Below are 17,809 nucleotides of genomic sequence, written 5' to 3'. Positions count from 1 at the left end.
CGGGCTCGCCACGCGGCTTCCCCCTCCGCCACGATCTGATCGAACCGCGTCCTGTCCTCCGGCGTCGCGTACTTCGAATAGACGCTGTCGAGCATTGATTGCGTCAGCGTCCTGGGCACTACTGCGCTCAACCCCGTGCGCCAGTTGTTCACCGTGGTTGTCTCGATACCGAGTAGCGCGGCGAAATCCCGGATGGATCTGCGCATCGCCTCTTGCAGCGCGACCGCTTCGAATCCGGTCCAACCCCGGCCGCGAATCATCACCACCCCATTTTCAGGCCCTGACCTGGTAAATGCTCACGAAATGCCTACAGTACCCCGCCACTAGACCGTTCTGTCGAGATCGGTGGCAGGCCACGATCGGAACCGAACACGTCGAAGGGGAATCCGGCAGAGCGACGCCGCCGACCGGGTGCTCCAAGCGATCGAGACTGTCACCCAGGAGGGTCGTATGCGCGATTCCGGGCGAGCCGAACCGGGCGCGCCGCCAGCCAGAAGCGCGCGTGCACTGCTCGTTCGGTGCGAACGCCGGACGCCCGGCGCAAGCGGCTACTCCCGACTACTCACCAGTCTCGGCGCCGACGGGCTGATCACGGTCCGGGACGCCACCACCTACGGAGGCAGCCCGCCCGCCGAGACAATCGCCGAGTTGATTGCCCGTATCTGGGCCATCGACGGCATCACCGAGGCGCGAGGACAACGGACGGCCCGCCGATGACGACCGACAGCGCACAGAGCCGATGCCTGTACTACCGCCACACATGCCACCTCCCCGCCACGGTGGATCCGGCCACCGGCGCGATCAACGTGCGAGTTGGCCTGGTGTGGGCAATCGAAATGCCGAGCCACCTCGGACAGCTGGTCAAAATCGACCTCGACAGACGCCGACAAGGCGGAGGTCCGATCGTCTGCCATCCACGCCGTGCCACCTGGACATTTCTCACTCGCTCCCAGGTGCCCGCCGGAATCCTCACCCACGAGGCACCGCTGTGGAGCAACCACCGGATTGTGATCCTTCAATCAGGCGCACAGGTTGCACTGCCCTCGCCACAGGGTCGCGGAATCTTCTACCGGGGATGGATCAACGCGACACAGAGCCCGTATCGACCGTCCGGTCTCGCAGTTCTGAACTCGGTCAGAAGCGTCCTGTTCACGACGAAGCGGAGCCCGGCAACGACCACCTATCCGCCCGTCCGCTCCCATTCCTGAAGGCACTACGTGCCCGCTCCCGAAACTGGCGGGCCTGCGGCCCGCCCCTGAACCCTGGCCAGGGAACCGAAGAATCACCAAAGAAGGGAAACCGAACCAATGAGCACGGTGAAGGACAACTCGCTCACCGCGGACGCGGTCGCGCGCACCGCGAACGACTCGGACGCGGTCGACGCGGCGGTGCAGCAGCGCATCGCGCAGTTCCGCAGCGACGACAACGCGGCCATGATGGGCGGCTGGACCTGACAGTCCGGCTGACCGGGAACAAGTAGGACGGGCGGGCGGCGGTCTGGGCAGTAGCCCGCCGCCCGCCCGTTCGCCTCATTTCACCGATCGGAGTTCACAATGCACTTTCTGAACGTGGGCCACGCCTACGAGAACGTCGCCAGATACACCCGCGCCGTCACCGGCGAAGCCCCCGACACCGCCGTCCTGCACGCGGCATACCGCGAAGCGGTCAGCCGACATCGCCCGATCGCGCCGCCGCGCGAGGGCACACGAATCCACCACGAGAACAGCGAGTGGGGGGACTACCTGCGGGAAGCCGACGTCTTCGACGGCATCTTCAAGAGCCTGCGCCCGTCCACCTCCAACGAGCAGATCGCATGGCCGGGCGAGGTGACCGCCGCCGTCATGTACGTACGCGACCTCAACCCCGACCTCTGCAGGCTGGTCGACCTGCTCGTCACCGACATCATCCTGCTGCCGTCGGACAGCACCGGGGGCGGCTCGGCCGCCCACCTGCCCGGCCTGGTGGCACTGAGCCCGGGGCCGAACTGGACCGTCTTCGACTTCGCGGAGTCCCTTGTCCACGAGAGCATTCACCTGAACCTGTTCGCAGGGGACATGGTGCACGGGCTCTACACCAGGCCCACGAGCGAACTCGCCGCCGACAAGTACCGCGTCCTGTCGGCGGTGAAGTTCGACCAGCTGCGACCGCTGGACCGGGCGTTCCATTCGGCGGTCGTGGCTGTGCCTCTGATGTGGATGCAGCACCAGCGCGGGGAGACCGAGCTGGTGGACAGGTTCACCGTCTCGCTGCGGGACTGCTGCCAGGGCCTCAACGACAAGCGGCACCTGTTCACCCCCTACGGCAAGCTTCTCGTCCACCAGCTCTGCGAGTTCGCTTTCTCGTTGGACTGGGACTACGTCGAAGAGTCCATCTCGGGCCAGAAGTTCTCCACCTACGCCGTCACGGTCCCGGCCTGAACCGGGTCACCATTCCACGTCGATGCCGACCTCTCGGGCCAGGCTCCCGGCCAGCCCGAGCAGGTCGTCACCGCGCACCCGCGCCCCTTTCAAACCGCCCACCCCCCGAATGTCGATCATCCGGCAATCAACAAACGAGACGTTGTGCTCCATGCGGGCCTGTGAGAATTGTGTGCCTGTCAGGTCGCACCCCTCGAACCGGACGTTACGAAATGCGGCCCGCTGGAAATCGGCCCCCGAAAGATTGCAGCCCATGAAAACCGTCCGTTGAATCCGGCACTCCCGGAAAGAAGCAAGATCGGCACGGGTTTCATCAACGAGCACGTCCCGCAAAACGCCATCCGACAAAGAGAGGCCGGTAAGCCGACACTGAGTCACCCGCGTCTCGCGGAACGAAGTCTCGTCCGCCCGAAGATTCGACAGGTCAGAGGACGCAAAGACGCAGTTGTCGAACGCAGAGCGGCTCAAAGACCCGGCTACCCGCGCCCCGGAAAACTCCGACCCGCTGACCCCGATCGCATATCCGCCCGCAGCGCCCGCCGCGTCCCCCGAGTATCGGACTCCGGTAACCGTCAGCTCATCGGAGAATGCGTGCTGGTCTTCGGCGTCGCGAAGCGAAGAATTGATGCGCGGCGACGTCGGCGTCACCTGAACCTGCTTCACACTCATTAGCTCCCCTGTCACTGAATTGCGGAATTGAATACCGAATCTAGCATGACGCCGAGGGATCGCGCTGCCGCGAAATGCTGACGCCACCCACCATTCTCGAACCCCACCACTACAGCTTTCCCATTCGATCGCGAAAGGCCCGCAAAGCAATGATCGACCCGAGCCCCCTGCCAATCCCCGAGCAGACACGCTTGCCGGCCTCATCCGAGCTGATGGCCGCGCTCGCGGGACATGTCCCGCGTCATCACCCGCACGCCCGGCTCCTGTACGCGGTCTTCTTGCTGGCCAACCAGGTCGCCTGGATCAACACCGATAGCGTGGTCAGCCGCGAAGGAATCGACGGCTCCGCGATCATCGCCGAACTCGGCATCCGCAGCTTCGAGGAGTCTGTGCGGGAAACGCTGCTACAAGTCATCGCTAGCACGACCGCCGACGATCCGAACGTCGCCGATTACGTGACATTGCTGGTCAACGCCTATACCACTTCCGGCGTCCCCAGTGCTACGCGGCTCTACGACAAGGCCACCGGCAACGTGGCGTTCTGAGTTGATACCCGAGACTTCCGCCCTCCCGAGTCGCAGCAGAGTTGAGGCGAAAACCATTGTGTGACAGAGCAATAGGACTCGTTCATCTCGGTCTGTCCGGTGATGTTGCCGCCTACCGTGCGGGAATCCATGACCTCGCCCGCGCCGAAGCGCTTGAGCTAGCCGAGATCGTCACCATCGATCACAGCACCTACATGCCCATCACCTATATCGTCGCCACCGCCGGTCGCGCCCGCGCCGACACGGTCATCGCTCCGGACCTGTCACATTTCGGCAAGGGCTACACCGCGATAACACTGGCTTGCGCCCTGCTGGTCCCCACCGGGTTCATCCCCCGCCGACCGCAACGACCATGAGAACGACTCGTCGATGACCAGCAGGACCCCGTGCGTTCACGCCTCGTAGTACGTGGCGGCCCCCAGGGAAGCTATGGGGAGGCCCCGCCCGTCCCCTCTAGGCTGTCGCACATGGCTGAGAACTTGCTCTGTGTGCAGTGCGGACGTCCGCTATCCTACGAGCCCCCGCCGAGCGTAGGTGTGTGGGATGGCGGGACCGTCCCCGCTGGCGAGGGCAAGTATCGCTGCCGGTATGGATGCCTGGGGAATGTCGATCCCCGAAATGAACAATAGGTACGGCAACAGCCCCGATCCGTCACACCTCGCGGTGCCGTAAACGGAGGTGAACGCCAAAGGGGAAGATCCACGGTGAGCGATACTTCTGCCGACAGAGGGAGGGATCACCGACACCGCAGATAGGCTGCCGCGTCCCTGCGGGGTGTGCCACCTCTTCCCTGGCTTGGTTTAGGTTGGCCGAGGTTCGCTCAGAGTGAATCCGCGCTCGACAGAAAGGTCCCAGAGGTACTGATTGTACTTCAACTCGTAATGCGTGTACGCCGCGCGGCATGAAATAACGGGGGCGGGATCGCATCCTCGGAGCAAGGCGACGCCGAATGCTGCCATAACTCCGCAGTGCGTAGCGAATAGCGCATATCGCCACGCGGTGTCAGCATTGTGCTCGTTGCCCATCTGTGCTGAGATGACCGCCTCTGAAAGAGTGATCGCGTTCGCGTGAGCAATCCCGGACAGATACTGATACTCACGTCTGCCGATACTCGGCGCGAGCTTATGGATTAGATTTGTGTAGTTCGGAAGATTCGCCTTCGGAAGCGTCTGCCTACTCCTCCAGTCATTGATTCCGACAGCCAGCTTGACCATGTCCGGATCGGCGTCCGATTTGTTGACTCCGAAATCATTAAAGCCTTCTCGGAAAAGGTTGAACATCTTCGAGATTCGCAACTCTGGCGAGTCACCGACGTCTGACAGGTAAGCACATCGACTGGAGTATTCAGCGGCCGAGCGAGCAAGTACTCCAGGTGAGGCAACCATCGGGTGGTCAAGCCCGAGCAACTTGCCGAGGCTATACACGAAGTCGCCAGCGCCCACGAGGTAGAAGCGCGTAAGACGATGCGCCGTTAACAGCGGGTCGGGCATTGCATCGGAGCCGTGCGCGGCGTCGTAGCTGCCGATGTCTGCAACCGTCGATTCCTGGTAGTCGTGGTACGCAATCGCTCGCATGACCTGCGCGGTTGCGTCACAGAGTTGACTCGCTTCGAGCAGCGACGGAAGAGAGGCCATGTCGGCCAGAATAAGGGGAGGCCGGGCGTGATCGGCAAACTCCGCACCAAGCCACCCCGGAGCTTCGCTGGACGGGCTACTCGCGCCGACTGGCGAAACTAACACACCTCGGCACGCTCTGAGAGTGAGGCGAGAACCCTGTCGAACTGCAAGGAAGCGACGCCGCGACCCACCTACGGCGGTCTTCACGAGTGCGGACTGTGCGGATTTAGGGTCGGCTGGTTGGATCGTTGCAGGTCGCGGCATCGTTGGTCGCCGATGGCACTGCGCGCCGAGCTGGGAAAACGCAAATTTGGAGTGTTGGCGCCGTTGGCCGAGACTGACCGAACTGCGGACCTCCTGCGCACAGCGGCACTCAGCCAAGCCCCGGAAACTCACCTCGTCCGCCACTGCCGCCGTCGCCGCCTTGGGCGTCCCCCTGCAAGCTCACCGCATTCCCTCCACTGCCTCCGCCGCCACCGGGGAAGCCCCCCGCTCCTCCGTTTCCGCCCCTGGCGTTTCTTCCACCCATCGCGTGACCACCGTGTCCGCCCTGTCCACCGATCAATGGCGTGCCGTAGCCAGGAGCAATCTCATAGCCGCGGGTGCCGTAATCGAAGTATCCAAATCGGGAACGTGCTCGCTCGCGGTGTGTGGCGAAGTCGAACTGCTCTGCGAGAAAGCTCGCTTCGGCCTTGTATAGCGCAACGACGACAGCCATCAGAAGGACAGCGGCTATGGCGCATGCGATGGCTACGGGACTGTGGCGTCCGATCCACGCGAACACGATTGCACCGAGCAGGAACGTGCTCGCGGCAGCTTTGTTGATGGACTTCGCCGCATCAACGAATCGTTTTCCCATGCTGATCAGGACCTCTCGCGCCGGTCGCGGTCCCTCAGATAGCTGAATCAGGTGTGGGTTCATTGGCGGAGTTGCCGAGGATTCGCCAGCCATGGTCATCGGGCAATGCTATCGCTAATCTTGACTCCACTGTCGGAACATCTGTCGACTTCGTCTCCCCTGCTTCCTCATACTGGCCTCCCTGTCTGAGGGAAGTCAGACAATCGGGCCATGAGGAAGCAGGGGTGTCCTCGTTCGGCGGGTCAGGTACCGGTTCCCACCCCGACACCGAAAATCTGCGCTCGAAGGGGTTCGTTGTCGATCGTGACCGTCTCGACTCGCTCCATCAGGACTTTGCCGATCACTGCTTGGCAGATCGGGGCGCTTTCAGGGTACTTCCCGTTGAGGATGTCGGCCTGGTCGTCGGGAACGATCTGGAACTCGATTCGCTTCTTCGCCTCAGCGTCCACGAGCACGACCTGAGCGAACGTCATGATGATGTTGCGCGGTGGCATTGGCAGATCAGAGGTTTCCATGCTCGGATCTCGGCAGCGGCAGGCGAGGCGTTACCGATCAGACATCGGGTCGCTGATAGAGCGCAATCACTGCCGTTAGACCGACCATGCGCTTCGGCTGGCAAACACGAGGTGATGGGGGCCGAAGCCCCCGCCGCCGGATCAGGTGCCGTCGCAGCCGCAGCCCATGCAGAGCAGCAGCGCATTTCGGCAACGACCCCGCACATGCATGCCCTCTGCGACCAAGCTGAGCGATACTGCTGCGGGCCGCGTCACCGGGGACCACTGACGGCCTTCGCAGCGCCGCACCTCCCTGGGCTTGACCGGGTTGCGAATCGCTTACCACATCCAATCAGGTGGTGTAGGCAAAGAGCGTGTAATTGATCTCTCACCCCTGCGAGTCGTAGACCTCTGCACTCCACGTAGCAGTAACTGCGGACGAACAGCTGACTCGGGCTGGCACGATCCCGCGCTTAGCCGCGCAGGCGGGTGATCTCCTGCCGCGCGAAGAGGACGGTGCCGGTATCACGTCCGCCGGCCTCGGCGAGCTGGTCGGCGAGGTCGTGCACGGCTTCGAGGACGTGGTCACGTTGGCGGCGCTGGGCGCGGTTCCGTCCACGTTTGCGGTACGCGCGGCGTGCCTTCCGGTCACCGGCCAGGGTGTCGACCTCTTCGGCGGTGACGACTCCGGTGGCCACCTCCGGCGCGAGGACGTCGCGCATGAAGGCGCGTTCCCGCGGCACCGTTATCGCGAACACGCGGGTGACGACGACGATCGCGATGGCGATCACGCCGATCCACAGCAGGAACATCACGGCTGTGGCCCCTCCGGCGATCCCGCCGATGTTGTCCCAGATGCCGTGCAGCAGCATGGCCGTAGCCATCAGTGCGAGGCCAAGTCCCCGCCGTCGTGGCTCGGCCGGGCGGCCAAGGAGGTAGACCAGGCCGGCGCAGAACACCGCGCTGTAGAGGATGTGCGCCGCGACACCCATCGTCATCCGCATGACGATGGTGAACATCGCGTTGCCCACCGGATTCGCACCGAACTGCGCAGCACTGGACGTGAGGGCGTACTGGATGTCTTCGAGGATCTGGAATCCGAGTCCGATGAACGCGCCGAGGACGAAGCCGTCGAATGCGGTGCGCACGAGCCGGGGCGCGATCGCGATGAGCAGCAGGAGGCCGAGGCCCTTCGATATCTCCTCGGTGAAGGGAGCGGTGAGACCCGCACCCCAGTCCGCCGCCCATGCCTGCCCGAAGAGCTTGCCCCAGATCTCGAGCATCGGGGTGTTGGCGTTCGCCGCCATCGCCCACGGCGCGGCGAAGGCTCCCCATACGAAGGCGAGCACGATGAGCTTCCACGACTGGTGCGCGTAGCGGTCGATGCGCTGGGTGAACCACCAGAAGAGTGCGCAGTACAGCGCGAACAGGACGGTGGCCACGATCAGCGCTTCGCCGTAGGCCGGAGCCTGGCCTCCCACGTATCGGGTGAAGCTGACGGCTCCGATCGCCACGAGCACGACGTACACCCAGAACGCCAGGTTTCGGGGCTGAGCGAAACGGAAGGCCTGACCCCATCCCGAGTTGCGGATCGCCTCGGCGCGGGCGGCGAGCAACGCGTCGTCCGCACCGCGCGACTCGATACCGTGCGAGGCGGTCATCACTGCTCTCCTCGGTTGTCGGCGGCGATGCTGGTGATCATTCCGGCGACCTCGGTCGCCGCGAGGCCCGTCGTCTCGACCGGGCCGGTGACCACGACCTCCACCCCGGTGCCGTCGATGACGAAGGCCGCGATCGCGCCGTCGGCGGAGACGCTGCGGTAGCGGGACATGACCCCCTGTTCACCGTTCGTCGTGGTCACCGGCAGTGGATCACCGACGACGTGTGGGCCGGCCTCGTCGGTCAGGGCATCGGTCGTCTGCCGCACCTGATCGAGCAGCGAAACCGGGGTGCCGTCCCACTTCGCGGTTCGGACGGAGAAGGCCACCGCTCCGTTGTCGACCTCGGCGGTCTTGCCGATTCCGGAGCGCGGTTCGTCCCCGACCACGGTGCCGTCGACGATCGTCCATCCGGCGGCAGGCGAGAACGCGACCCCGCCGTCGAGTGCGATCCGGTCTCCGAGGCGAGCAGTCTCCCCGTGGGTCATCACCCCGTTGACCGCCGGGGTCACCACCGCGAACAGCACCGCGAAGGCCACCACCACCAACGCGGGTGCGATCGTGGCTCGCTCGAGTCCGAACCATCGGCGCTCGACGGCTACCCATCCGTCGGGAGCGACTGCGTCTGTGCCCGTCACCCGATGACCTTTCGTCGTGCCGAGGGCGATCGACCCGGCGGCACCGGCAATTGCTGTTCACAGTTGATCACGCCGAGTGCCGACTACGCCGCCGACGCGGCCGATCACCGGCCAGATGGTGTCGCGGTTCCTGGATGGCGTTCGTCACGGTGTCCCGCGGCGCGCCGGGCCTCGACGGCGCGGTGGTAGCGGTACGCACAGAACACCGCAGCGGCCAGGAGGACGGTGGTCAGGACGCTGCCCTCGACGCCGTAGTCGCCCCCGGTCAAAATCGCCGATCCCACGGAGTCGGGGCCGACATTGAACAGAGTGACCTCACGGAAGCTGGAATCCCCCGGGAGGCCGAAGATGTTGCTCTGCGCCATGTTCCATGCCGTGTGGATGCCTGCGGCCAGCCAGATCGACCCCTGGGCCAGCGACAAGAACGAGAACAGGAGTCCGAACAGGAAGATGTTGAGCAGGACCAGCGGGTGGAAGTCGAGGTGCACCACGGCGAACAGGATCGACGGCGCGATCACCGCAACCCAGCCGTTGGTCAGCTTCAGTCCGTGCCACTGCAGCAGGTAGCCGCGAACGACGATCTCCTCGGTCGAGGACTGCACGATCCACACCGGAACCAGGGACAGGACAATCCACACGGCGGCGGAACCGGTGGTCGTGTGACCCGCAACCGTGTTGCCACTGTAGCCGCCGAACAACACCAGCAAACCCAGTGCCAGAGCGAACAACACGAACCCACCACCGAACCCGGTGCCGAATCGCACGAACCCGCGGCGGTCACGCAGGCCGACCGACAGGATCGAACGGCGCTCGTAGAAGATCACCCACAGGGCCAGCAGGAGCAGCGAGAGGCCGTTGGTGATCACCTCACCCCACTGCGCGGGGACACTGCCGTCCAGCTCGTGCCCGGTGACCGCGCCGGCAATCACCGCACCGATTCCCTGACCGCCGATGATCGCGACCAGCGCGACGATCCACACAACGATCAGGTTCGGGCGCCGCTGCGCGGTGTCCGCCTGTTGAACGAGCGGTGACGAGGAGACATTCATCGGCGAAACTCCAATCCCAACGCGTATTCCTGCAGCTTGTTCGCCTCACAGTAGGGGACGTCGACAGGGTGATGCGCCCAGGATGTTGCGGGTCATGAGGTTGTTGACGCCCGGGCAGGGGTGAGCTGAAGGGACGGGAATGGTGTAAGCGGGTGACGATGGGAACGTCGGGTCGGGGTGTCGAGGAGGCCCATGAGTCGTTGCGGGGCGGCTGGGTCGCAGACTCCCTGACCGACTGCCCCGGCCGGTTCGGTCCGAGATCAGGGTTGCCTCGACACCCTTCCTTGTCGGAGGGCTGAGGAGTGTGTAGCGAACATCTCACCCCGGCGAGCGTGGCGACCTCGGCGCGACGCAGCCCCGGCGTGCGCCGCCGCGGGCCCGCGGGAAGCCCAGCCTGGGCGGGGGTGACCGCCTCGCGGCGATTGCGCAGGAAGAGGCCGAGCTCGTTCATCCCTCGACGGTACGGCGCGCGGCGGACCGGAGGGTGGCCGTGGGACTACCACCCTCGCGGCGGCCTCCTCCGGCGTCCGAAATCCGCAGAAGCTCGGAGGCGACCGAACTTCCGAGGAGGAAAACCCATGAGCACCCTGCGTCTCGCCGTCGTCATCGGCAGCGTCCGCGACGGCCGCTTCGGCCCGACCGTCGCGCGCTGGTTCAGTGACATCGCGGAGAAGGACCGCCGATTCACCGTCGAGGTGGTCGACCTGGCCGACCACGAACTCCCGGTCGGGCTGCCCGCCACGCCGCCGCTGCTGGACCCGAACCCGGAGCGCCCGGCGGGCATGCGCGGCCTGACCGAGGCCCTCACGAGAGCCGACGCCTTCGTGATCGTCACCCCGGACTACAACCGCAGCTACCCGGCCGCGCTCAAGGCCGCCATCGATTGGCACTTCACCCCGTGGGAGCACAAGGCCGTCGGCTTCGTCGGCTACAGCGGAGCATCGGGCGGCCTGCTCGCCATCGAGCACCTGCGGCAGGTCTTCACCGAGCTGAACGCGCACACCGTCCGCGACTACGTCTCGTTCCCCCGCTACTACCTGCTCTTCGACGAGAACGACGCGCTGCGCGAGCCGGAAGAACCAGCAGCGGCGGCACGTGAGCTGCTGGACCAGGTGCACTGGTGGGCGCGCGCGCTGACAACAGCTCGATAGGGTCGACTCCGTGGCTGCCTACACCGACGACCTCACCCTCGCGCTCACCCTGGCGGACGCCGCCGACAGCATCACCGCCGCCCGCTTCGGCGCGCTCGACCTGCGGGTCGACGCCAAGCCGGACCTCACCCCGGTCTCCGACGCCGACCTCGCGGTGGAGCGGGAGCTGCGCAGGCTGCTGACCGAGCGGCGCCCGGCGGACGCGGTGCTCGGCGAGGAGTTCGGCGGGGAGGCCGAGTTCAACGGCAGGCAGTGGGTGATCGACCCGATCGACGGCACCAAGAACTTCGTGCGCGGCGTCCCGATCTGGGCCACGCTCATCGCGCTGCTGGAGAACGGAATGCCGGTGGTCGGCGTGGTGAGCGCGCCCGCGCTGGCCCGGCGGTGGTGGGCGGCGCAGGGCTCCGGCGCGTGGACCCGGTTCCACCCCGGGGCGCCGCAGCCGATCACGGTGTCGAAGGTGACGAACCTGGCCGACGCCAGCCTGGCCTTCTCCAGCCTCTCCGGCTGGCGCGAGCGCGGGCTGCGGGAGAACTTCCTCGCGCTCACCGACGACGTCTGGCGGGTCCGCGGGTACGGCGACTTCTTCGGGTACTGCCTGGTCGCGGAGGGCGCGGTGGACGTCGCCACCGAGCCGGAGGTCTCGCTCTGGGACCTCGCCCCGCTGGACATCCTGATCCGCGAGGCGGGCGGCCGCTTCACCGCGCTGAACGGCGGCGCGGGCCCGCACGGCGGCGACGCGGTGGCGAGCAACGGCCTGCTGCACGACACCGTGCTGCAGCGGCTCACCTGACCCTCACTCTTTGATCGAAACGGACCCCTCGACGCCTGCGATGGCGCGCTCACGGCGGCCCGGCGGACACTGGCGCCCGGCCCCGGTCAACGACCTCTCGACGCACTTCTTACTCTGAAGTAAGATAGTCTTACTCAGGAGTAAGAAAGCTGGGACCAGATCTCACCCCCGCCCTCGAGAAAACAGGTGATGATGAGCACGCGAGACAGCGCGACGAAGCGGCGTCCGGAATCCGGCCGGAGCGAGGACTCCGCCGTCGGCCTGCACCAGCCCAAGCGGGACTGGATGGGCGCGGCCATGCGGGTGATGACCACCATCACCGGCTCGGAGCTCGCCGAGAAGTACAACCTGCGCAAGCCGCTCGAGCGGGCCACCTACGAGGGCACCAGGACCGGGTTCCGTACGCTCGGCGCCGCGACCCGCGCCTTCGGCAAGGTCGCGGGCAACGGCGCGCCGAAGCGGCTGCCGGACAACGAGTCCAAGGCCAAGGGGTACTTCGACCTCTCCCCCACCGACGACCAGAAGATGATCGTCGAGACGGTCAAGGAGTTCGCGGCCGAGATCCTGCGGCCTGCCGCGCACGACGCCGACCACGCCGCCGCCGCGCCGAAGGACCTGCTGGAGCGCGCCGCCGAGCTCGGCATCACGCTGATCAACGTGCCGGAGGAGCTGGAGGGCGCGGCCAGCGAGCGCGGCGCGGTCACCAACGCACTGGTCGCGGAGGCGCTGGCGCACGGCGACATGGGGCTGGCGCTGCCCATCCTGGCGCCGAGCGGGGTCGCGGTCGCGCTGAGCCAGTGGGGCACCGACGCGCAGCAGAAGACCTACCTGCCCGCCTACACCGGTGAGAACGTGCCGCAGTCCTCGGTCGTCATCTCCGAGCCGCGCGCGCTCTTCGACCCGTTCGCGCTGCAGACCAAGGCGGTCCGCTCGCCCAGCGGCTACCGGCTGTCGGGCGTGAAGAGCCTGGTCCCCGCCGCCGCGGAGGCCGAGCTCTTCGTGGTCGCCGCCGAGCTGGACGGCCGCCCGGCGCTGTTCCTGGTGGAGTCGGACAGCAAGGGGCTGGTCGTCGAGGCCGACCCGAGCATGGGGTTGCGCGCCGGTGGCCTCGGCAGGCTGATCCTGGACGACGTCGCGGTGAGCACCGAGGCGATCCTGGGCGACGGAGACGCCGCCACCAGGGCCGCGGAGTACGCCGATGCGGTGCGGCTGGCCCGGCTGGGCTGGGCCTCGCTGGCGGCGGGCACCGGCCGCGCCGTGCTCGACTACGTCATTCCGTACGTGAACGAGCGCGAGGCGTTCGGCGAGCCGGTCTCGCACCGGCAGGCGGTCGCCTTCATGGTCGCCAATATCGCCATCGAGCTGGACGGGCTGCGGCTGGTCACGCTGCGCGGCGCCTCCCGCGCCGAGCAGGGGCTCTCCTTCGGCCGCGAGGCCGCGCTGGCCCGCAAGCTGGCCTCGGACAAGGGCATGCAGATCGGCCTGGACGGCGTGCAGCTGCTCGGCGGCCACGGTTTCACCAAGGAGCACCCGGTCGAGCGCTGGTACCGCGATCTGCGGGCCATCGGCGTGGCCGAGGGCGTCGTTCTCATCTGATCTTTTTCTCCAGGAGACCTGAACAATGATCAACCTCGAACTCCCGAAGAAGCTGCGGGCGAGCGCGAACCAGGCGCACCAGGTGGCCGCGCAGATCTTCCGCCCCATCTCGCGCAAGTACGACCTCGCCGAGCACGAGTACCCGGTCGAGCTGGACACCATGGCCGCCATGGTGGAGGGGCTCAACGACTCCGGCACGCAGAAGATCGGCGGTGCCGCCGGTGGCCGCTCGGACGAGAACGGCCACGCCACCGAGCTGCTCGGCAACACCAATGGCGGCAACATGTCCGCGCTGCTGAACGCGCTGGAGACCTCCTGGGGCGATGTCGGGCTCATGCTCTCCATCCCCTACCAGGGGCTCGGCAACGCCGCGATCGCCGCGGTCGCCACCGACGAGCAGCTGGCCCGGTTCGGCAAGGTGTGGGCCTCGATGGCGATCACCGAGCCGTCCTTCGGCTCGGACTCGGCCGCGGTCACCACCACCGCCGTGCTGGACGGCGACGAGTGGGTGCTGAACGGCGAGAAGATCTTCGTCACCGCCGGTGAGCGCTCCACGCACATCGTGGTCTGGGCGACGGTGGACAAGTCGCTCGGCCGCGCGGCGATCAAGTCGTTCGTCGTGCCGCGGGACGCCCCGGGCCTCTCGGTGGCGCGGCTGGAGCACAAGCTCGGCATCAAGGCCTCGGACACCGCGGTGCTGCTGCTGCAGGACTGCCGGATCCCGGCCGACAACATCCTGGGCAGCCCGGAAGTCAATGTGGAGAAGGGGTTCGCGGGGGTCATGCAGACCTTCGACAACACCCGCCCGCTGGTCGCCGCCATGGCCATCGGCGTCGCCAGGGCCGCACTCGAGGAGCTGCGCTCCATCCTGGCCGACGCGGGCGTCGAGATCGACTACGACGCCCCGGCCAACAACCAGCACGCCGCCGCCGCCGAGTTCCTGCGGATGGAGGCCGACTACGAGGCCGCCTACCTGCTCGCGCTGCGCGCCGCCTGGATGGCCGACAACAAGAAGCCGAACTCGCTCGAGGCTTCGATGTCCAAGGCCAAGGCGGGGCGCACCGGCACCGACATCACGCTCAAGGCGGTCGAGCTGGCCGGGGCGATCGGCTACTCGGAGCGGCTGCTGCTGGAGAAGTGGGGCCGGGACAGCAAGATCCTGGACATCTTCGAGGGCACGCAGCAGATCCAGCAGCTGATCGTGGCGCGCCGGGTGCTGGGGCTCACCAGCACTCAGCTGAAGTAACTTCCTGAGCTGACGAAACCGGCCCGGACCAGCACTGGTCCGGGCCGGTTCGCGTTCAGCGGGCGTTGCTGGTGCAGACCACGTCGACGATGTGCGCGCCGCTCAGCTGGGCGGAGCCGGTGTTGGCGAGCACCGCGGTCGGGGTGATCTGCGCGATCAGGTCGTAGGCGGCGCGCTCGGCCGAGGCGCGGTCCGGGCCGGACTTCCCGGCGTAGCCGTCTTCGCTGGCGACCAGCGCGCCGCAGCCGTTGGCCCAGGCGACCAGGATCTCGCAGTCGGACTCGCCGCACTGCTCCAGCGCCACCCGGTAGGCCTCGTCGTAGTTCGGCAGGTCGACGCTGACGCCGTAGTACAGCGTGCTGTTGCTGACCGCGATCGCCGCGTACTGGCCCGCGGCGTGCGCCGAACCCGCGCCGAGCACACTCCCCACCGCAAGGGCGCCCGCCGCGACGGCGAAGCCGACCTTACCCATGAAACTCATTGATTCCACTCTCTTCTCGTCCACGTTCCGGGTCCGGAACCTCGACATCATTCCCGTTTCCGGCAAATCCGTCCAGACGAGACCTCCGGGGGCTTCTACCGCGTGAAAAGATGACCGCGTGAACGGAAATCGGCGCGGCCGCAAACTCACGGTGGCGCTGGCACTGGTGCTCGCGGTGGCGGCGGCGCCCACCGGGGCGACGCCGCCGATCACGGTGACCCCGCTGCCCGGAGGACCGGCAGTGGCCTCGGCAACACTGCTGGTCGAGTACGCGACCGCCGACGAATCCGGGGTGCCCGTCCCCGCGAGCGGGCTGGTGTACCTGCCGCGCGGGGCTGCGCCCGCGGGCGGGTGGCCGGTGGTGTCCTGGGGATACGGCACCGCGGGGGTCGGGGACCACTGCGCGGCGTCGGTGCGGCTCCGCGCAGGCGAGCCGCCGACGCAGGCGGCGGCCATTTCGGCGCCCGCCATCGCGGCAATGCTCAACCAGGGATACGCGGTCGCGGCAACGGATTACGCGGGGCTGGGGACGCCGGGGCCACACCACTATCTGTCGGCCGTCGCCGAGGGCAATGCCGTGATCGATATCGTGCGCGCCGCGCGGGCTGCGGATTCCCGGATCGGCACGGCGTGGGCGAGCGCGGGGCACTCCCAGGGCGGGCAGGCGGCGCTCATGGCGGGCAGGCTCGCCGACACCGCGGCGCCGGAGCTCGACTTCCGCGGCACCGTCGCCTTCGCCCCGGAAACCACCGCCGAGTACGGACTTTCGCTGCTCGGCCCCGAGCTTCCGCCGGGGCAGCTGCTGAGCTCGGTCTCCTCGCTGCTGGTCTACCTGCTGCACGGCCTGCGGTCGGCGCGGCCCGACCTGCCGGTGAACGACTACCTGAGCCCGCTCGGCCGGGCGGCGGTGGACGCGGCGGAGAGCCGCTGCGCCACCGAGCAGCGCGCGGCGCTGGACGGGGTGCCGCCGCGGGCGCTGCTCGCCCGGCCGCTCGCCGACCCGCCCTTCGCGGCCGCGCTGCACGCCTACATGGGGCTGCCCGGGACCGGTTGGACGCATTCGGTGCGGGTGCTGCACGGCACCGCGGATCAGGTGGTGCCGCTGCCGCTCAACCTCGCGTTCACGACCGCGCTGCGGGCCGCCGGAGCCGACGTCGAACTGGACATTCGACCGGGAGTGGACCACTTCGGCATCGTCGACGCGGGTTTGCCAGCCATGCTGGCTAATCTTCAGACAGTGCTCGACTGAGCGATATCTACTCCCTATCGCCCCAACATAGACCCCACTATTCCCTTCTCGCGCGTGATGACGCACACTTCGAGGATGCAGGGGAACACCGTGAACCACGGATTGCCGTGGCATCGGCGATCATGGGGCAATCACAGCGCGGGGGCGTCGAGGCGGGTACGCACGCTGCCGCCGGGGTACGACACGCCGCCGCCCGGGTTCCGGGACCGGCCCGCGCGGCCGGGCTCGCTGGCGACACCGCTCGCGATCATCGGCGGAATCCTGCTGCTCTGGGGCGGCATCTTCACCGTGGCGCGGATCGCCACCGACCCGGAGCCGCTGCCCAGCGCCGAGGTGCGGGACGCGGCGCTGGCCTTCCAGGTCACCGAGGTGGAGCCGCCGGTGAAATCGCTCGGCCCGGCCGTCGCGGCCGGTGAGTACCGCGTGCTGACCGTGGTCGTGCGGAACCCCGGCGCCGAGCCGCGCTCCTGCGGGGGCTGCGACCAGCGGCTGGTCGACGACCGCGGCCGGGAATACCCCGCCGCCGCGATCCCGAATTCCGCGGTCCCGCCCGGCGCTGCCGTTACGGTGAAGGTCGCCTTCGACGTCCCGGTCGGCACCGTTCCCGCCGCGCTCGAGGTGCACGGCTCGCAGTCGTCCGCCGGCGCGAAGGTCGCTCTGCGCTAGACCAACCAGCGTTACCACGACTCTTCTGAGGAGAACTGGGTTATGCATCGAGTGGGTTCACTGCGTCGTCTCTCGCTCGCCGTCGCCGCGCTCGCGGCGGGCGCCTTCACCCTCGCGGGGCCCGCCGCGTCCGAGCCCGCGGCCGCGCCCGCCATCGACCCGGTCGCCGCGGTGCAGCAGCTGCGCACGGTCGCCGCGGGCAACCCGGACGCCGAGGCGGCGATCGACCGGCTGCTCACCGACGCCGCGCTGGACCGGGCGGGCGAGGTCGCGATGATGGCGCAGCCGTTCCAGGTGCCCGCGCAGTCCGATATCGGGCGCGGCGACGGCGGCACCCTCTACGGCAACGGCATCGCCTTCGGGTACGACGGCTTCCGCTTCGGCTTCTTCGGCGGGCCGGGCACGATCGCGCCGAACCAGGACGACGCCAGGCTCGAGGTGGTCTGGCTGAACCTCGCCACCGGGCAGAGCGGCATCGACCGGCTGATCGAGCACCAGGACATCCCGGTGGACACCACCATCAGGACCGCGAAGCTGAACACCGGCGCGGGCCCGGTGGTCGCCGCCATCTACGGCTCGATGTGGCACCGCTGGGCGGTGCCGGTGGACGCCGCGCACCCGGACGGATTCGCCTACCAGCGCGGCAATATCACCATGCCGACCTTCGGAGCGGTGTACAACC

At 67.4% G+C, this 17,809-nt stretch carries 20 protein-coding genes and 2 pseudogenes; 12 read left to right on the top strand and 10 right to left on the bottom strand.

Annotation, left to right across the window (positions count from 1 at the left end; genetic code table 11):
• Positions 1-260 (bottom strand): annotated as a pseudogene (locus ACFUUZ_RS30030) (hypothetical protein); the annotation flags it as partial.
• 453 nt (positions 261-713) lie between these two features.
• Here ACFUUZ_RS30030 and ACFUUZ_RS30025 point away from each other — a divergent pair.
• From ACFUUZ_RS30025 to ACFUUZ_RS30015, 3 genes are all read left to right on the top strand, one after another.
• Positions 714-1,208, top strand: a complete 495-nt coding sequence (locus tag ACFUUZ_RS30025; RefSeq protein WP_378702116.1) for a DNA-directed RNA polymerase subunit beta — start codon at positions 714-716, stop codon at positions 1,206-1,208.
• A 99-nt stretch (positions 1,209-1,307) separates the two neighbouring features.
• Positions 1,308-1,454 (top strand): hypothetical protein, encoded by a 147-nt coding sequence (locus ACFUUZ_RS30020; RefSeq protein ID WP_378702114.1) that lies wholly within the window; start codon positions 1,308-1,310, stop codon positions 1,452-1,454.
• 99 nt (positions 1,455-1,553) lie between these two features.
• Positions 1,554-2,417 carry an aKG-HExxH-type peptide beta-hydroxylase gene (locus ACFUUZ_RS30015; protein WP_378702112.1) on the top strand — a complete coding sequence of 288 codons (864 nt, stop codon included), beginning with the start codon at positions 1,554-1,556 and terminating at the stop codon, positions 2,415-2,417.
• 6 nt (positions 2,418-2,423) lie between these two features.
• Here the strand turns inward: ACFUUZ_RS30015 and ACFUUZ_RS30010 are convergent, their stop codons facing one another.
• Positions 2,424-3,080: a pentapeptide repeat-containing protein gene (locus tag ACFUUZ_RS30010; protein ID WP_378702110.1), complete on the bottom strand. Its 657-nt coding sequence runs from the start codon at positions 3,078-3,080 to the stop codon at positions 2,424-2,426.
• 80 nt (positions 3,081-3,160) lie between these two features.
• On the opposite strand from ACFUUZ_RS30010, the gene ACFUUZ_RS30005 reads away from it, so the two are divergent.
• The gene (locus ACFUUZ_RS30005; RefSeq protein WP_378702108.1) at positions 3,161-3,631 is read left to right on the top strand and encodes a hypothetical protein; all 471 of its coding nucleotides are present in this window, start codon (positions 3,161-3,163) and stop codon (positions 3,629-3,631) included.
• 194 nt (positions 3,632-3,825) lie between these two features.
• Positions 3,826-3,987 (top strand): hypothetical protein, encoded by a 162-nt coding sequence (locus tag ACFUUZ_RS30000; protein ID WP_378702106.1) that lies wholly within the window; start codon positions 3,826-3,828, stop codon positions 3,985-3,987.
• Positions 3,988-4,431: 444 nt separating this feature from the next.
• On the opposite strand, the gene ACFUUZ_RS29995 is transcribed toward ACFUUZ_RS30000, so the two are convergent.
• The 7 genes and pseudogenes from ACFUUZ_RS29995 to ACFUUZ_RS29965 form a co-directional block, all read right to left on the bottom strand.
• Entirely contained in the window at positions 4,432-5,265 is an 834-nt protein-coding gene (locus tag ACFUUZ_RS29995; RefSeq protein ID WP_378702104.1) for a hypothetical protein, read from the bottom strand.
• A gap of 355 nt (positions 5,266-5,620) precedes the next feature.
• Positions 5,621-6,205 (bottom strand): hypothetical protein, encoded by a 585-nt coding sequence (locus ACFUUZ_RS29990; RefSeq protein ID WP_378702102.1) that lies wholly within the window; start codon positions 6,203-6,205, stop codon positions 5,621-5,623.
• Positions 6,206-6,348: 143 nt separating this feature from the next.
• On the bottom strand, positions 6,349-6,621 hold the full coding sequence (locus tag ACFUUZ_RS29985; protein WP_378702100.1) for a GreA/GreB family elongation factor: 273 nt from the start codon (positions 6,619-6,621) through the stop codon (positions 6,349-6,351).
• A gap of 452 nt (positions 6,622-7,073) precedes the next feature.
• Positions 7,074-8,261: a PrsW family intramembrane metalloprotease gene (locus ACFUUZ_RS29980; protein WP_378702098.1), complete on the bottom strand. Its 1,188-nt coding sequence runs from the start codon at positions 8,259-8,261 to the stop codon at positions 7,074-7,076.
• Positions 8,261-8,803, bottom strand: coding sequence for a hypothetical protein (locus tag ACFUUZ_RS29975; protein WP_378702096.1), 543 nt, complete (start codon positions 8,801-8,803; stop codon positions 8,261-8,263). Before ACFUUZ_RS29975 ends, ACFUUZ_RS29980 begins: the two co-directional genes overlap by 1 nt.
• Positions 8,804-9,000: 197 nt before the next feature.
• Complete coding sequence (locus ACFUUZ_RS29970) at positions 9,001-9,945, bottom strand: CPBP family intramembrane glutamic endopeptidase (protein ID WP_378702094.1); 945 nt, start codon at positions 9,943-9,945, stop codon at positions 9,001-9,003.
• 319 nt (positions 9,946-10,264) lie between these two features.
• Positions 10,265-10,396, bottom strand: a pseudogene (locus ACFUUZ_RS29965) (transcriptional regulator); the annotation flags it as partial.
• Positions 10,397-10,523: 127 nt separating this feature from the next.
• Between ACFUUZ_RS29965 and ACFUUZ_RS29960 the strand changes: the two are divergent.
• From ACFUUZ_RS29960 to ACFUUZ_RS29945, 4 genes are all read left to right on the top strand, one after another.
• Positions 10,524-11,096, top strand: coding sequence for an NADPH-dependent FMN reductase (locus ACFUUZ_RS29960; RefSeq protein WP_378702092.1), 573 nt, complete (start codon positions 10,524-10,526; stop codon positions 11,094-11,096).
• A 10-nt stretch (positions 11,097-11,106) separates the two neighbouring features.
• Positions 11,107-11,889, top strand: a complete 783-nt coding sequence (gene hisN / locus ACFUUZ_RS29955; RefSeq protein WP_378702090.1) for a histidinol-phosphatase — start codon at positions 11,107-11,109, stop codon at positions 11,887-11,889.
• 186 nt (positions 11,890-12,075) lie between these two features.
• Positions 12,076-13,485, top strand: a complete 1,410-nt coding sequence (locus ACFUUZ_RS29950) for an acyl-CoA dehydrogenase family protein (protein WP_378702088.1) — start codon at positions 12,076-12,078, stop codon at positions 13,483-13,485.
• A 25-nt stretch (positions 13,486-13,510) separates the two neighbouring features.
• Complete coding sequence (locus ACFUUZ_RS29945; RefSeq protein ID WP_378702086.1) at positions 13,511-14,731, top strand: acyl-CoA dehydrogenase family protein; 1,221 nt, start codon at positions 13,511-13,513, stop codon at positions 14,729-14,731.
• 55 nt (positions 14,732-14,786) lie between these two features.
• On the opposite strand, the gene ACFUUZ_RS29940 is transcribed toward ACFUUZ_RS29945, so the two are convergent.
• Positions 14,787-15,212: a DUF4189 domain-containing protein gene (locus ACFUUZ_RS29940; RefSeq protein ID WP_378702084.1), complete on the bottom strand. Its 426-nt coding sequence runs from the start codon at positions 15,210-15,212 to the stop codon at positions 14,787-14,789.
• 118 nt (positions 15,213-15,330) lie between these two features.
• Here ACFUUZ_RS29940 and ACFUUZ_RS29935 point away from each other — a divergent pair, with 118 nt between their 5' ends.
• From ACFUUZ_RS29935 to ACFUUZ_RS29925, 3 genes are all read left to right on the top strand, one after another.
• Positions 15,331-16,461: an alpha/beta hydrolase family protein gene (locus ACFUUZ_RS29935; protein WP_378702082.1), complete on the top strand. Its 1,131-nt coding sequence runs from the start codon at positions 15,331-15,333 to the stop codon at positions 16,459-16,461.
• Between the two features lie 75 nt (positions 16,462-16,536).
• Complete coding sequence (locus ACFUUZ_RS29930) at positions 16,537-17,127, top strand: DUF4352 domain-containing protein (protein WP_378702080.1); 591 nt, start codon at positions 16,537-16,539, stop codon at positions 17,125-17,127.
• Between the two features lie 42 nt (positions 17,128-17,169).
• Positions 17,170-17,809, top strand: a 640-nt coding sequence (locus ACFUUZ_RS29925; protein WP_378702078.1) for a hypothetical protein, incomplete at its 3' end; no start/stop codon positions are given.

The sequence above is a fragment of the Nocardia sp. NPDC057353 genome, from assembly GCF_042667085.1.
Lineage (GTDB): Bacteria > Actinomycetota > Actinomycetes > Mycobacteriales > Mycobacteriaceae > Nocardia.
This window is presented reverse-complemented; position numbering and strand designations above follow the sequence as displayed.